Consider the following 13,341-nt stretch of genomic DNA (forward strand, 5'->3'; position numbering starts at 1 on the left):
CCATAGTTCATCTCCTTTGTTGCAGTAAATGCTATCAAAGGAGCGGCATCAAACCGTGACAGGTCCAAACGGTATCATGTTCGATCTCGTTCCACACATGCGCCAAAAGGCTCGTGATCTGCAATTCACACTTATCATTCCCCAAATTGGAAAACTCGCCAACACAGTCAGCATCATCTACGGCTACCATCATGTGTGTTGCGCGATAATGGTTCTGGTCATTTGACTTAATACGCGGGTGCTCTTCTTTCCGCTCAAGATCAAATGGGATCTCAAAGCCACCGGGACATCCGAAAACTTCTTGGACCAACTCTGCGACTGCGTCGCGGTCTTTCTCGGTGTAGGTCATAACACGAGCGGCAGCCAAGTCATTGACCTTGTGAAGAATTTCTTGCGGCTCAAGTTGAAGATCTGCTTCTTTGTCTGTCCCGACCCATTTGATGAGCTTCCCGCGCAGGCTTTGCGAGCTTTTCACACGAGACGACACACGCGCTAGGATTTGATGCTCCGCCAAAGACTTTTCCAGTTTAGTTGTGACAAAGCGTACCAACTTTTCAAGTCGATCCACTTCTTTACTTTCAAAAAACTGGATCGTTTTGCTAATTTTGTGGTCCACCTTATCCATCCTTTACGCTCTTTATTCTTGCAGCTCCGAGTGACGATTCAACGCTCGCCATGTACCAAAATTCGACCGGAATCCAGCTTTTTGTCCCCTGCGAGCATTTCATAGGTCACCAGTGGGCCATCAGTCCCTGCCGAGTAATCCAGACACAGCGCATTGGCGCTTTGAAGCTCAGGTTCACCCGACATCCAGTAGTGCCCAAAGAACACGGGCTTATCGTCGATAGAATAAGCTGACCGCAACAAGCTGTCAGGCAAGGAGGTATCTGGGAGCGCGTTGATGTCGGGCACCGACATCGCGATCTCTCGCCAAGTCCGGGCATCGCCGTTCCACCATTTTACTCTGACATGGTGCCGAACCTTCCCACCCTTGTCCTCAAAGCAATGTGGATGAGGCAAACATGCCTCCGGCCCTTTTGCCACCGCTTCCGCGAGATCGTAGAACGTATCGCCTTTTCGGCCGGCCCGTATCAACTGGTCCTCTGATAGGACGCCGGCTCCAGTCTGTCGCCTTAGGTCATCGATTGCTGACTGGATCCACGCCGCATGAACAGCGCGGAACTCGTCAGTTTCGATAAAAAGCGGCAGGCTCGTCATCCAGTCCAGAACGTCATTGGTGTGCGGCGCACCAAGTGGGAACTCCTTAAGAAAACTGTCGTGCTGGAAAAGGTTGTCGGTGTCATGCGGGCGAAGCGGCGCCCCTGTATCAGGGTCGACGCTATGGAAGTGGATGGCATTCAATTCGTGGTTGCCCATGATGGCTTGGGCGCGTCCCGCATCCATCAGTTCGCGCACGATCCTGATGACGGCACCATTTTCAGGACCGCGATCAATGAAGTCCCCTAGAAACACGATCTGACGATCGGGCTCGGGATGCATCCATGTCGTTCCATTCCGCCGCCAGCCAAGATTCTGCAGCGCAAGGCGCAGCTTATCTGCCTGGCCATGGATATCGGGAATAATGTCAGTAATGCTCACACTCTTGCTCTCCTCGGTTTCATAAGCGAGCAGCTGCGCGAGTGTTGCAACAACACGCCTGTCGTCGCAGCTTCTCGCCATTCATTTTGGTTCTTCGCGAACCAGGACTTCCAACTCAGCCCTGTCGATCCAGTGGATTGCCACGTCAAGGTTGATTTCCTCGGCCTGCTCCGCGAGAACTTCTCGATAAGCATCCAGCTGCGCGAAATAACCGGCAAAGCTTCCGACGCCACTCTTGTGATCCAGGATCAGTCGCTTCCCGTCGCCCGTCGCCAGTAGGTCGATGATTCCATTGAATTCTGCGCCGGATGCTGCGCGCCTCTGGATCGGCACCTCACACTCGATCTGCGTATAGCCCTCAGCCGTCAGCCATTGGTTAAGGCTGTCAACCTGCGCATGCAGTATGTCCAAGGTGGCCTCGTCAAAGCCCGTTGCCGCAGATAAACGCGGACACAGATCCGGGCGCAGCAAAAGAACGCGCATCGCCTTGTGAAGAGCGGTGCCACGTTCACTGGCTGTCGCCACGAGGGACACTGCCTGAGGCGGAACATCCAACGGCACGATACGAGTCTGAACCTCAGGCAGTGGATTCTGGACGATCGATGAGGGGCGGACACGCCATGCCGTCTGCTGAGTTTCGAGCATGGACCGCAGCTCACCAAAGGCAAACCTTTCCGAGGCTTTTCGCGCCCCGGAGGCCTCTGGCAGGTCTGGGGAATCGGTACTGCACATCAAGGTGCGCGCTGGGAAGCTGACACCTCCGACTTTCAGGCTGCCGGCCTCCGGCTCCATGCCCGCCTCCAGCACCAGCATTTCAGCGTAGTTCGCAGGGCCTTCACTTTCGCCGAGCTTCTTCAATGCGAAGTCTGGCCACTCCAAGATCAACCGATCGCGCCCACGGGTCAGGGCAACATAAAGTAGGCGGCGCGCATCAGCCTCTGACGCTGCTCGGCGATCGGCAATGAAGGCATCCTTCTTTTCCTTGATGGGTAGATCGGGTGTCCAGATCAGGAGCGCCCGTTCAAGGATGGCGCTGAGATCGCTGAAATCAGTGAATTCTGCGCGCAAGGTGCCGGGCTTTTCACCGATCTTCTTATCGAGGCCAACAACCGCGGTGATCGGCCATTCCCGCCCCTTCGAGGCATGCCAGGTGACGATCTCAACCCCCTGCCCGGCGCTTTGACCCGGGTCAGGATGGCGGTCGAAATCGCGTTCCTCGCGGCGCGCCTCCAGCCAGCCCAGAAAAACCTGCGCGCTCGCGCCATGGAAGCCAGCCGCGGCCTTGAAGTCACGGTGGGCCGAGACGAATTCGCTGACCTCTGCGGAGAGCCGCATCAGGTCCGCATGGGCTTGCGCAGCCTCTGGCATGCGCGCTGCCCAAGCGAGGACACCCGCAGCGCTGAGCACCTGAGGGAGCAGAGTTTCCAGCGGCATAGCAGGTGCAGTCTCGGCCAGGGCCCGCAATCCCGCAAGCTCGGCACAGGTTTCCAATCCACCATCGGCAAGCAGGCTCATCGCCTGCTGAAGAGGCATGGATGATGGGCCGAGTGTCAGGAGCGCAAGGGCCGCGTGGCGATCCCTGGGATCCACAGCGAAGGCCAGCCCGTTGCGCGCCGCCATCACAGCAGGCGAGTCCAGCCAGCCTGTTGCGCTGATCCGAACCGGGACACCTTGGCGCTTGAGCGCCGTCGCATAGCGCGTCGCCATCGAATGGGTCGGCGCCAGAATGGCAATGTCGCGCGGCTCGACAGGGCGGAATGTCGGCACCTTGGGATTACTCTCCCGCTCTACCACTGGCCCAGCCTCTGCGAGGATATCGGCAATGCGTGCCGCCACATGTTCCTCGGGGCGCGATTTCTTCGATCGGCGCCCTTCTGGAATGCGCAGGATCTCCGCGAAGGTCTGGCCGGTTTCCGGCCGCTGCGGAACCAGAGGAACATAAGCTTCTCCGAACAGCCCCGCCGAAATCGCGTTCACCATCTGCATCAGCCGCGGATCAGAGCGCCAGTTGCCCGTGAGGGGCGAGGCCGCGTCCGGATTCTGTCGCTCGAGCGCCTCGCTCAAGCGGGGGTCGGCCCCCTGGAAACCCATGATCGACTGCTTGGTGTCTCCCACGATCAGCACGCGCTTGGCGGATTGCGCGATGCGCCAGAGAAGCGCGAACTGCACCGGGTTCGTGTCCTGAAACTCGTCGATGATGACGCAATCGACTTCGGCCAAAAGCGCGTCGAGGATTTCCCGGCGCGTCCGCAACAAGCGCTCGGCATCGCAAATCATGTCGGCATAGTCGATGACGCCCGCTTCACGCTTCATCTCAGCGTATTTCGACATCACTTCCTGGGCGCCATGTATGAGCGCTGTCAAATGCGCACAAGCGTCCTCCAAAGGACCGGGGTGGACCGCGATATCCGCGGCCGCCGCAATCACCTCATCAGACAATGCATCATAGCCATCCGGTGTGGGTGCTCCCCTCTTCGATTGACGCAACTCACTAAGGGCTTTCCAAAGCCCCCAATCCCGGCGCAACTCACCTGGGCGCTGGGCGCGCTTCATGTTGCGGAAGTCTTTTCCAAAAGCTGTGCGCGCAGCCGCGGAGGTCGCATGGGCAGCGATGTCATTCGGGAATGCAGCCAAAAGGGCATCAATCGCCGCAAGCAGGCGCGCCTCCAAGGTCGCCCCATCTGGCTCGACCCGACCGTAGAGAGCCCGCAGGCGCGCGACCGCAGAGTCCGCCAGTTGCGGGTCATTCCCGTTGTCGCCAAGGCCCCGGAGAAGATCGATCGTAGTCAGGATCCGGCCGCGGAAACTGTCCTCCTGGCTCGCATTCGAAAAGAAGCTCGATCGGTAACCGAAGCGCGGCAGGTCGGCTTTGACGGCGTCGAGCGCCTCCGCATGCGCCATGGCCTGACGGATCAGAAGATCCCGCTCCGCCTCAGCCAACGCACGCGGTTGCGGTGAGGCCCCAGCAGCGAACGCGTGTTCCGACAGGATCCGCAAACCCAGCCCGTGGATGGTCGAGACATAAGCCTGTTCGACAGCTAGGGCTTCTTCAACCATACCCTCGGCCAAAAGGCTTGCACGGATCCGCCCGCGCAACTCCGCGGCCGCCGCTTCGGTGAAGGTCACCGCCAGAATGCGATCTGGCGCGACAAGGGTGTCTTTCACCCATTTGGTGAGGTCAGACTTGATCCGAAAGGTCTTCCCCGAGCCAGCCCCGGCCGGAACGATGGTCAGCATCTCAGTCATCGATGTCCTCCATGCTGTCATCGGCCTCGGTGCCAGGCATCATGAACCGCGAGACAAGTGGCGAGGCATCCAGCGCGTAAGGTGCAAGGTTCGCCGTTTTCTCAAAGAACTTTCGGTCATCTTCGCTGTTAAGGCGGATTTGACCTGAACCAACCTCGGCAAGCCGTGTGATCAGCAGATCCATGGCCTGCACGGATATCCCGCCTTCCACGACAGTGACGACGCCATCGGGTGGCTCCAACCCTTCGAGCAATACGCCCTGGTCGTTGATCAGGTGGTAGGCGACCCCGATCTTGGGGCTGCCCGCCAAGGCTGCCTCGAGCACCTCGCCCGTCTTTTCGGGCCGTTTGAGCATTTCGCGATAGAGGCCGAGTTGCAGATCCCAGCCTGCTTCAAGGCGCGCGCGGCGTTTTGACGTGCCGCTTTTCTTGTGATCCACGACCAGAAGGCTGCCGTCTTCCAGTTGGAGAAGGCAGTCCGCGCGTCCGCGCAGCAAGATGCCCAGTGCCTCGCCCTGTAGGCCAATCTCATTGTCGATCACGCGGGCACCAAGGCCTTCAAGCGTATTGCGCCAGGCTTGGGCGGCGGTTCGGACATCGCGAAGCAGCCCCTCACGTTCGACTGCCCAGATCGACCGCTGCAGGAACGGCGCATATTTCCGGATGGCCGAGGAGAGCAACTCCGGCACCGCAACCTCGATCTGGTCGTGATCTGGCAACGGCGCATCCTTGGGAAACAGGAACTCCAGAACATCATGCGCGATGGTGCCCGCAACCATGACGTTAAGCCCATCAGGCGCCCAGCTCACTGGCTCCGCCCCGAACTCGGACAGGCTCCAGGCAAGCGGGCTGACCATGAGCGTTTCCAACCGACTGGGTGACTGCGGGCGCATCCGCCCATCATCGGCAAGGCGGCGGCGGAGCAGATCGCGATCCAGACGCAGGATGCCATCTTCCGGCACGGCGCTAGGCTGCAGATCTGTAGCTGCCTCGACAACTCTGTGCGCAAACGGCCAGCGCTCGCGCGGGAGAGCACGCAGATCGTGGATCAACGCCTCAGCATCCTCGGTCCCCTTTTCGCCATTCCCAACAGTGCGCGCCACCAGCGACAGGGCCGCCGCAGGAGCTTGACGGCTGCCATTCGGCGCGAAGACAGGGCGCAAGAGGGTCAAGGAGTCCGAGGCGCAGAGGAACTGGCGGCGAAGCTTTTCGAGACGCCGGCCCAACGTATCGCCGCGCGTTTCAACATGAAGCCCGGTCTTTTCGCGGAGAAGCCGAAGTTCCCCATCGAGGAAGAGCGGCGACGCAGACACTGCACGCGGCCAGCGATTGCCGCTCATGCCCATGGCAATGAGATGTCTTGCCGATCGCCACGGCATGGCGCCTTCCGTGAACACGCTAACGCCCTCGACAAACGCCTCAGACGGCGAAGGCTTGGGCGTGGCGGGTGTCGCAACTCGGTAGAGCGCGTTCCAATCCAGAGAACGGCTCTGAGACAGCGCGGCACGCATCGTTCCCATCTTCGCGCGGAATGCAGCAACAGCCTCTCGCTGCTCGGCTGCATCACTCAAAAGCTGGGCAGCCTGCTCCAGGGCTTGCAGGATGCCGTCTGGTGTCTGAGCAGTATTGCTCCGCACCAGCTTGTAGAATCGCTGCGCGCGCCCAGTCAGGGATCTAGCCGCATAGGGTTCGAACCGGCCCAGCATGACCTCGCGCGAGAGCTGCAGCCCCGTCTCGGACGACCAAGGCATCAGAGGCGATATGTAGAGGCTGGCAAGCGCCATGGCCGGTGCGGGGGCCTGGAAACACAAGAGAAACTGAAGGAGTGTTTCGCTTGCGATGTCGCGGCGGTCGGGCTGGGTGGGCAAGCCCGAAAGCGGAATGCCAGCAGAATCGAATGCGCGCCGTAGTTGCACAAAATAGCCGACCTCGTCGGGCACCAGCAGACCGATCTCATTCGGCAAGACGCCTTGATCGATCAGGCGCTGGGCCCGCGCAGCGGCAAAATCAGCTTCCTCCGCCTCATCGCGCAGGGCAAAGAATGCCAGACTGTCGTCCAGCGGCCCTGACGGGATGGACGCGCCCGTCAAACCTTGTTGCGCACGCCACAAGCTTGTGCCCTCTGCGGCGCCGGTCATCAGCGGCGCGCGGCGCGCAGCCCATTCATTCTGAAACGCTGCGTCAGCGATCCCGTGATGATCCAGCAATTGCGCATGCAGACGGCGCTCAATGGGCGTCGCGAAACCACACGGATCACCTGCCAACAGGGGAAGCGGCTCAAGAGCATCGCCAGACACACGGTCCAGCACATGGGCATAGACTTGCAGATCTTCCGGGAGTGCGCCCGGGACCTGACGCCACAGACCGCAGAGGGCTGCGAGGTGTTTGTACAGGCGGCTTTCGTGATCTAGCGCGCCGAGGTCAACCTCCTCCGGGCTCAGACCATTGGTCGCCACGGCGAGGCTCCGCAGGGCTGCTGAAACAGCGGCAGCCGTTTCAAGCGGCGCCACAGCCATGCTGGCAGACCAAGGGAACGCCGCATCTGCCAGCACAGAGTTCAGATCAATCGCATGAGGGCGCGGCGCGAGATAGGTTTCTGCCATAAGGTCGGACGTGATGGCCCGAAACGCGCCCGTGCCGGAATGCACCGTCACTAGTGGCTCAAGACCGTTCATCCGCACCTCCTCGCCAAGACTGGCATCGGCCCACATCCGCTTTGTTTCGCCACCGGTGAGAGTGGTGCATGAAGCCAAGGCCTCAGACTGTTCAGCGAATCGAAACGATACGTGGTCCCTTAACCCCTGCTCGAACGTAATCTTTATGGAATAGCACCAAGTTACAACCCACCCTGAAGGCTCATACGTCCGAAAATGACGCACCCATGGTCTAGTATCAAAACGAATCGAGACGAGAAGGAGACGCGATTGGTTCGAACGAGCATCACCCACCCCCTGCGCATTGATGACCTGGCCCTTGGAAACGGGCGACTGGGCATCACGTTTTGTCCCGGCAAGAAGGGCGCGAGTGTCTTTGGCGCCGCATGGGATCGAGACCTTGATCTCGACCTGGACGCGGTCAAGGGATGGGGTGCCAACGCCGTCTTGAGCCTGATCGAAGATCACGAGTTCGAGATGCTGGGCGTGCGCGAACTCGGCGAGGCGGTGAAGGCGCTTGGCATCAAATGGGTGCACTTTCCGATCCGGGATCTCGATACCCCGACAGACAAGGCCATGGGCACATGGGCTGCGATTTCGGCGCAGTTGCACGCCACATTGGAGCGCGGCGGCCGCGTCCTCGTTCATTGCCGTGGTGGCCTCGGCCGCGCCGGTACGATCGCTGCCTTGATGCTGATCGAACGCGGATGGTCCGCCCCTCAAGCAATCAGCGACGTGCGCGCCGTTCGCCCCGGTGCAATCGAAACCGATGAGCAGGAACGCTGGCTTGCCCGTCGCGCCCGCCATTACGGACTACCGGGCATTCGGCTTCATGCGAGTCTTCTCGGGGGCGCTTATGGCGACAGCCTCGGTGCCGAGATCGAATTCCTCTCGCTCGATGCGATCAGGCGCAAGTTTCCAGACGGGATTTCGGATCTGCCGCCGCATCAGGGCCTGCGCGGCGCGATCACCGATGATACCCAGATGACGCTGTTCACCGCCGAGGGGATCATTCGGGCGCATGTTCGCGGTGCTCTGAAGGGGATCTGTCATCCACCCTCTGTGGTGCATCACGCCCTGTTACGCTGGTATCGCACTCAGGGTGGCAAGCCTCGTATTGAGACCGACCATGTAGGCCTGGTCGCCGATCGACGACTTTGGGCGCGGCGTGCGCCTGGAATGACCTGCCTGTCGTCTCTCGGAGCAGGCCGTGACCTCGGGGCGCGCGCAAAGAATGACAGCAAGGGCTGTGGGACGATCATGCGCGTTGCACCGGTCGCCCTGATGGTCCCGCGAGATCAAGTTCGCCCAATGGCGATCGACACCTCGGCCCTGACGCATGGGCACCCGACGGGCCAATTGGCTGCCGCAGCCTGGGCCGAGATGCTGGCAGATGCAGCAGCCGGGGTAAAGCTGGAGGAATCCGCCTCCACACTGGCGGCGGAATACGAGCGGCTCGAGAATGGCGAAGAAACCGCGCGCGCAATCCGCAAGGCGCTGGACGCCCCGAGAGATGGATCCCCAGAGACGGTCGAAAGCCTCGGCGGAGGCTGGACAGCCGAGGAAGCGCTGTCGATCGTGCTCTACGCCTGCCTTGCTGGGAAGACATTCGATGACGCGCTTCATATCGCCGTCTTTCACAGCGGCGACAGCGACTCGACCGGTGCCATTGCAGGCAACATGATGGGCTTGATCGATCCCCTCGCCGCAATGAAACACCGCTGGGCCCCGGTCATCGAAGGCGCCGACCTCATCACCCGCCTGGTGCGCGATTACCTGCGGCTCGAGCATGAACAAGACGGCGCTGATCTACTGGCCGAGGCCTATCCCGGCTGGTGAGCAACCGATCGAATGCCTTGCTGATTTGAGATTTTGGACCAACAAAGGAGAAACCATCCACGCATGAGCAAAGGACGAAAACGGCGCTATGAAGAGGAGCGCAAGGCAAGGAAGTGGGTTCTGGTTTATGTCGACACCTTCAGCTTCGACGAACCCGCGATCGTCTCCGACCCCATGCCTTATGATCAAGCCCTGCGCGCGCTCAACAAGGCGCGCGAGCAGGAAGGTTCGAACGGCTTTGACCATTACGAACTCCAACAGGTGGCGGTAAACAAGGAGCCGAAATGCTGATCGCAGACTGCAAGGGCTGTAGCTATCTGCACTGGGCGATCGGCATCGGACTGGGTGTGCGCTGCACGCACCCGGAGCATCGGATTGATGCACAGCCGCCAATGCCCCTGATTTCAGCAGTTACGAACTGCCAATTTTACAAGGCGCAGGAAGCCGACCATAAAAGTAAAAACTCAGCGGAAAAGGGGTGTCGGATGAAGCAAGACGAAAAACAGGGCTTGTCTGCCCATGAACAAGCCTCAGAGGTCAGCGATGAAGGAGCTGGAAACGGCCCCGACTGCGTCGTGGGCAAACAGCTTCCTGCACCAGCCCTACTCGCGATCGAACCACTGGCTCGGCTTGATCAGGAACGGGTGCGCGCGGAACTCAGCAAGAACCAAGTTTGGCTGTTCAACTACTCAATCATCAAGCTCGACGCGCCCGACCTCGCGAAAATACTCGAAAACTGGCTGCAAGCGCTTGAGGTAACTATCTTCCCCTTACGGATTGACTCGATCGAACTGACTTTTGCACGTCCGCTTGCCAAGGGCACGCCGACCGTGGACGGCGCTGAGGCATTTATAACTTTCGCTCGAACCTGCTCAAAACTGATTGAACGTGTTGCGCCTGAGGAACCGACGACTATTCACCTATTCTGGAGCCACAGAATGCCTAGCATGTCAGATTGCCTGAATGATTGGCGGCTCGACCTTGACCCGATCCGAGTAGAGGCGAACGAGGCAGTTGAGCAGCTCATCCGCGATCTAGATTGCTGGCTCAGGGGAATGCATTCGTTCAGCATTAACCTCCACCATCAGGGCGTCGGCGCAAGTTGATCTACAGCTAGAAAACTGGACGACACCAAAAACGCAAAGCGGCCTAACGCAAATAGGGGAGTAAGCCTCATTGCAAGGCCATCGGCTGCAGCATGTTGTCAGTGTCGAGTTTGAGTGCGCTGCTCCAGAGCGGTGTCTTGAATACATGGCAAACATATTTTTCGGCATTTTCCTCGCGGGTCTCCATCAGCAACCCAGCCCATCCGAGCGGTCGCAGGACGCAGGATGAGAACGCAGCCATCTCGCGCCAGCCCGCCGTGTGCCAGTCCTTCGGCTCACCATAGAAGGCCTGAAACAATGCAGCCTCCGTCGTGCCGTGGTCGGCCTCAACATTGATCACGTTCATCCAGACATCCCACTTGCCGAAAGGCCGTTCTTCAAAGCGCGCATATGAGGCATGATCGATCCGGAGTATGAAATAGGCAATCATTTCGGCGAACAGGCGCCCAGGTGCGTGCGCCAGCTCGTCGCCCCGCTTGGTCAGCCGAAACTCGCCCTTGTAGTGCCGCCCCAGGCGCAGCGAAATCAGCAAGAAATGCAGGACCTCAAGCGGGAGGAATTCGTATTCGTTGATGACCTTGTTGTAGCGGAACATTTCTTCCGCACTTTTTCCGGGCCATTCGAAATGCTCCACGGCCCAGTGAACGAAGACGCGCTTGAATGCCTTGGTCTTTGTCAGGCCGATCGAGCCGTGTTCCTGCGCATATTGCAGTGTCAGCAATGCTCCGCGCAACATAGGCGAATGCGCAAGATCGGGATGGTCATCAGGGAGCGGGCGGAATTCGATCATGGCTAGACTTTGCCACAGGCTGCGTCGTCTTTCTACGCGCTCCGGAGCGACGTCATCACGTGCAATCGGCCATGCGGAGAATAGCACAAACATTCTCCGCATATAATGCGGCGTATACTCTTGCACTTGCGGAGAATGCAGTGCAAAATCGCCGCGCAAGATGCGGAGATTAAGATGTATATCTGGGAGAAACCCGACTGGCCAAACCTGGCCTGGCAGGATGCGAGCATCGCTGCTCCACTTGCGGCAGTTCGGCATGAACAGGGACGATTGATCGGGCGCATGGAGGCGCTGGGCTTCAAGCTGCGAGAGGAGGCGGTGTTACAAACGCTCACGCAGGACGTCGTGAAAACAAGTGAAATCGAAGGCGAGCAGCTCGACGTCACGCAGGTGCGATCATCGCTCGCGCGACGGCTCGGCATCGACATCGGTGCCCTGCCCCCGACCGATCGCAATGTGGAAGGCATCGTCGAGGTGATGCTGGACGCCACGCAGTACTATCAGGCGCCCCTCACCGCCGAGCGCCTTTTCGGGTGGCATGCAGCGTTGTTCCCAACAGGACGCAGCGGCATGACGAAGGTCATCGTAGGGAACTGGCGCGACGACAGCACGGGTCCCATGCAAGTGGTGTCTGGGCCCTACGGCAGGGAGAAAGCTCACTATGCGGCTCCACCCGCATCGAGGGTTCCCGCAGAGATGAAGGCCTTCTTTGCATGGTTTAACGCGCCACTGAGCACCGATCCGGTAATCAAGGCTGCACTGGCGCATTTGTGGTTTGTTACGATCCATCCCTTCGAGGATGGTAACGGCCGCATTGCCCGTGCCATCGCCGATCTGGCGCTTGCGCGGTCTGAGGGGAGCCAGCAACGCTTTTACAGCATGTCGGCGCAGATCAGGGCTGAGCGGAACGATTATTACGATCAGCTGGAGCGAACTCAGAAGGGCGGAATAGACGTGACGGCATGGGTTCTCTGGTTTCTAGATTGCCTCGGCCGCGCGATCCATGGAGCTGACAGCGTCCTCGCGACGGTCGTTGCCAAGGCGCAATTCTGGGAGCGCGCTGGGGCGCTCGCGCTGAACGAACGCCAAATCAAAGTGCTGAACCGGCTGCTGGACGGGTTCGAGGGCAAGATGACGTCATCGAAATGGTCAGCGATCGCCAAGTGCTCGCAGGATACGGCGAACCGTGACATCGCAGTGCTCCTCGAACTCGGACTGATGCGCAAAGGTGAAGGTGGCGGCCGCAGCACGCATTATGAGGTTCTGCTGTAGATGTTTGGAAGCCAATCTTGCCCGCGTCTTCAATTTTGCTTATCGTGAAGACAAGAAGGCGGAGACCAACATGTCCCAGACCACGACGATGACTGTCCGCCTCAGCGGCGCGCTGAGCGAGTTCGTGGCATCGAACGTGGGCGAGAACGGGTCCTACGAGAACATCAGCGAGTACGTCCGCGACCTGATCCGGCGCGACAAGGAGCGGGCGGAGCGGGAGGCGTTTGATCGTCTGAAGGCAGAACTGACACAGGCGTTCGCAGCGCCCGAGGAAAACTATCGCTCGTTGACCGCCGCCGAGGTCATTGCCCGGAACCGGGGCTGACGACGTGGTCATTCGCGTCCAGGAAGCCGCATCGCTGCGGCTTGACGATATCTACCGCTACACCCGCCACCGCTGGGGCCCTGAGCAGTCGGATCGCTACATCACAGAGCTCTTCGCCGCGTTCGACCAGATCGAAAACCATGGCGTCCCGCCCCATCCCGGCCGGATTCGAGGTGGAGGGCTTCTACTTCCGGCACGCGCATCACTACGTGTACTGGCGGCGGCTGTCGAACGGAGACGTCGGTATCGTAACCATCCTGCACGAGAGGATGCACAAGTTAGACCGCTTTCGTGACGGTCTGCCGTAATGAGTACGATTGCGCAACCCGATCATCTTTCTCTTGCCTTGGGGGACTCGAAAAATGTTGACCAGGTGTTGACCAGAAACTGTGCGCGCAATTCCCCAGTATTTTACTAGGATTCTAAGTTTTTGTTTTATTTGTAATTATTGGTTGCGGGAGTAGGATTTGAACCTACGACCTTCAGGTTATGAGCCTGACGAGCTACCGGG

10 protein-coding genes and 1 pseudogene are annotated in these 13,341 nt (G+C 59.6%); 6 read left to right on the plus strand and 5 right to left on the minus strand.

Going from position 1 to position 13,341, the window contains the following annotated elements; translation table 11 throughout:
* Nucleotides 1-34: 34 nt before the first annotated feature.
* From FAP39_RS16825 to FAP39_RS16840, 4 genes are all read right to left on the minus strand, one after another.
* On the minus strand, nt 35-616 hold the full coding sequence (locus FAP39_RS16825; RefSeq protein WP_246059238.1) for a GTP pyrophosphokinase: 582 nt from the start codon (nt 614-616) through the stop codon (nt 35-37).
* 47 nt (nt 617-663) lie between these two features.
* Nucleotides 664-1,599: a metallophosphoesterase gene (locus FAP39_RS16830; RefSeq protein ID WP_138017539.1), complete on the minus strand. Its 936-nt coding sequence runs from the start codon at nt 1,597-1,599 to the stop codon at nt 664-666.
* Between the two features lie 81 nt (nt 1,600-1,680).
* On the minus strand, nt 1,681-4,845 hold the full coding sequence (locus FAP39_RS16835) for a UvrD-helicase domain-containing protein (RefSeq protein WP_138017540.1): 3,165 nt from the start codon (nt 4,843-4,845) through the stop codon (nt 1,681-1,683).
* A complete protein-coding gene (locus FAP39_RS16840) occupies nt 4,838-7,519 on the minus strand; it encodes a PD-(D/E)XK nuclease family protein (protein WP_171006909.1) in 2,682 nt (893 codons plus the stop codon). Before FAP39_RS16840 ends, FAP39_RS16835 begins: the two co-directional genes overlap by 8 nt.
* A 249-nt stretch (nt 7,520-7,768) precedes the next feature.
* Between FAP39_RS16840 and FAP39_RS16845 the strand changes: the two genes are divergently transcribed.
* From FAP39_RS16845 to FAP39_RS16855, 3 genes are all read left to right on the plus strand, one after another.
* A complete protein-coding gene (locus tag FAP39_RS16845; RefSeq protein ID WP_138017542.1) occupies nt 7,769-9,337 on the plus strand; it encodes an ADP-ribosylglycohydrolase family protein in 1,569 nt (522 codons plus the stop codon).
* A 63-nt stretch (nt 9,338-9,400) separates the two neighbouring features.
* Entirely contained in the window at nt 9,401-9,628 is a 228-nt protein-coding gene (locus FAP39_RS16850) for a hypothetical protein (RefSeq protein ID WP_138017543.1), read from the plus strand.
* A complete protein-coding gene (locus FAP39_RS16855; protein WP_138017544.1) occupies nt 9,622-10,443 on the plus strand; it encodes a hypothetical protein in 822 nt (273 codons plus the stop codon). Before FAP39_RS16850 ends, FAP39_RS16855 begins: the two co-directional genes overlap by 7 nt.
* Nucleotides 10,444-10,510: 67 nt before the next feature.
* Here FAP39_RS16855 and FAP39_RS16860 read toward each other — a convergent pair whose 3' ends face one another.
* Entirely contained in the window at nt 10,511-11,233 is a 723-nt protein-coding gene (locus FAP39_RS16860) for a hypothetical protein (protein WP_138017547.1), read from the minus strand.
* Between the two features lie 174 nt (nt 11,234-11,407).
* Here FAP39_RS16860 and FAP39_RS16865 point away from each other — a divergent pair, with 174 nt between their 5' ends.
* The 3 genes and pseudogenes from FAP39_RS16865 to FAP39_RS16875 all read left to right on the plus strand — a co-directional run bounded on the left by FAP39_RS16865 (nt 11,408) and on the right by FAP39_RS16875 (nt 13,138).
* Nucleotides 11,408-12,505, plus strand: a complete 1,098-nt coding sequence (locus FAP39_RS16865; RefSeq protein WP_138017545.1) for a Fic family protein — start codon at nt 11,408-11,410, stop codon at nt 12,503-12,505.
* A gap of 70 nt (nt 12,506-12,575) precedes the next feature.
* Entirely contained in the window at nt 12,576-12,830 is a 255-nt protein-coding gene (locus FAP39_RS16870) for a ribbon-helix-helix domain-containing protein (protein ID WP_138017546.1), read from the plus strand.
* Between the two features lie 4 nt (nt 12,831-12,834).
* Nucleotides 12,835-13,138: pseudogene (locus FAP39_RS16875) on the plus strand (type II toxin-antitoxin system RelE/ParE family toxin).
* Nucleotides 13,139-13,341 lie beyond the last annotated feature (203 nt).

Origin of the sequence: Shimia litoralis (assembly GCF_005518135.1) — a bacterium.
GTDB classification, from domain to species: Bacteria; Pseudomonadota; Alphaproteobacteria; order Rhodobacterales; family Rhodobacteraceae; genus Shimia_E; species Shimia_E litoralis.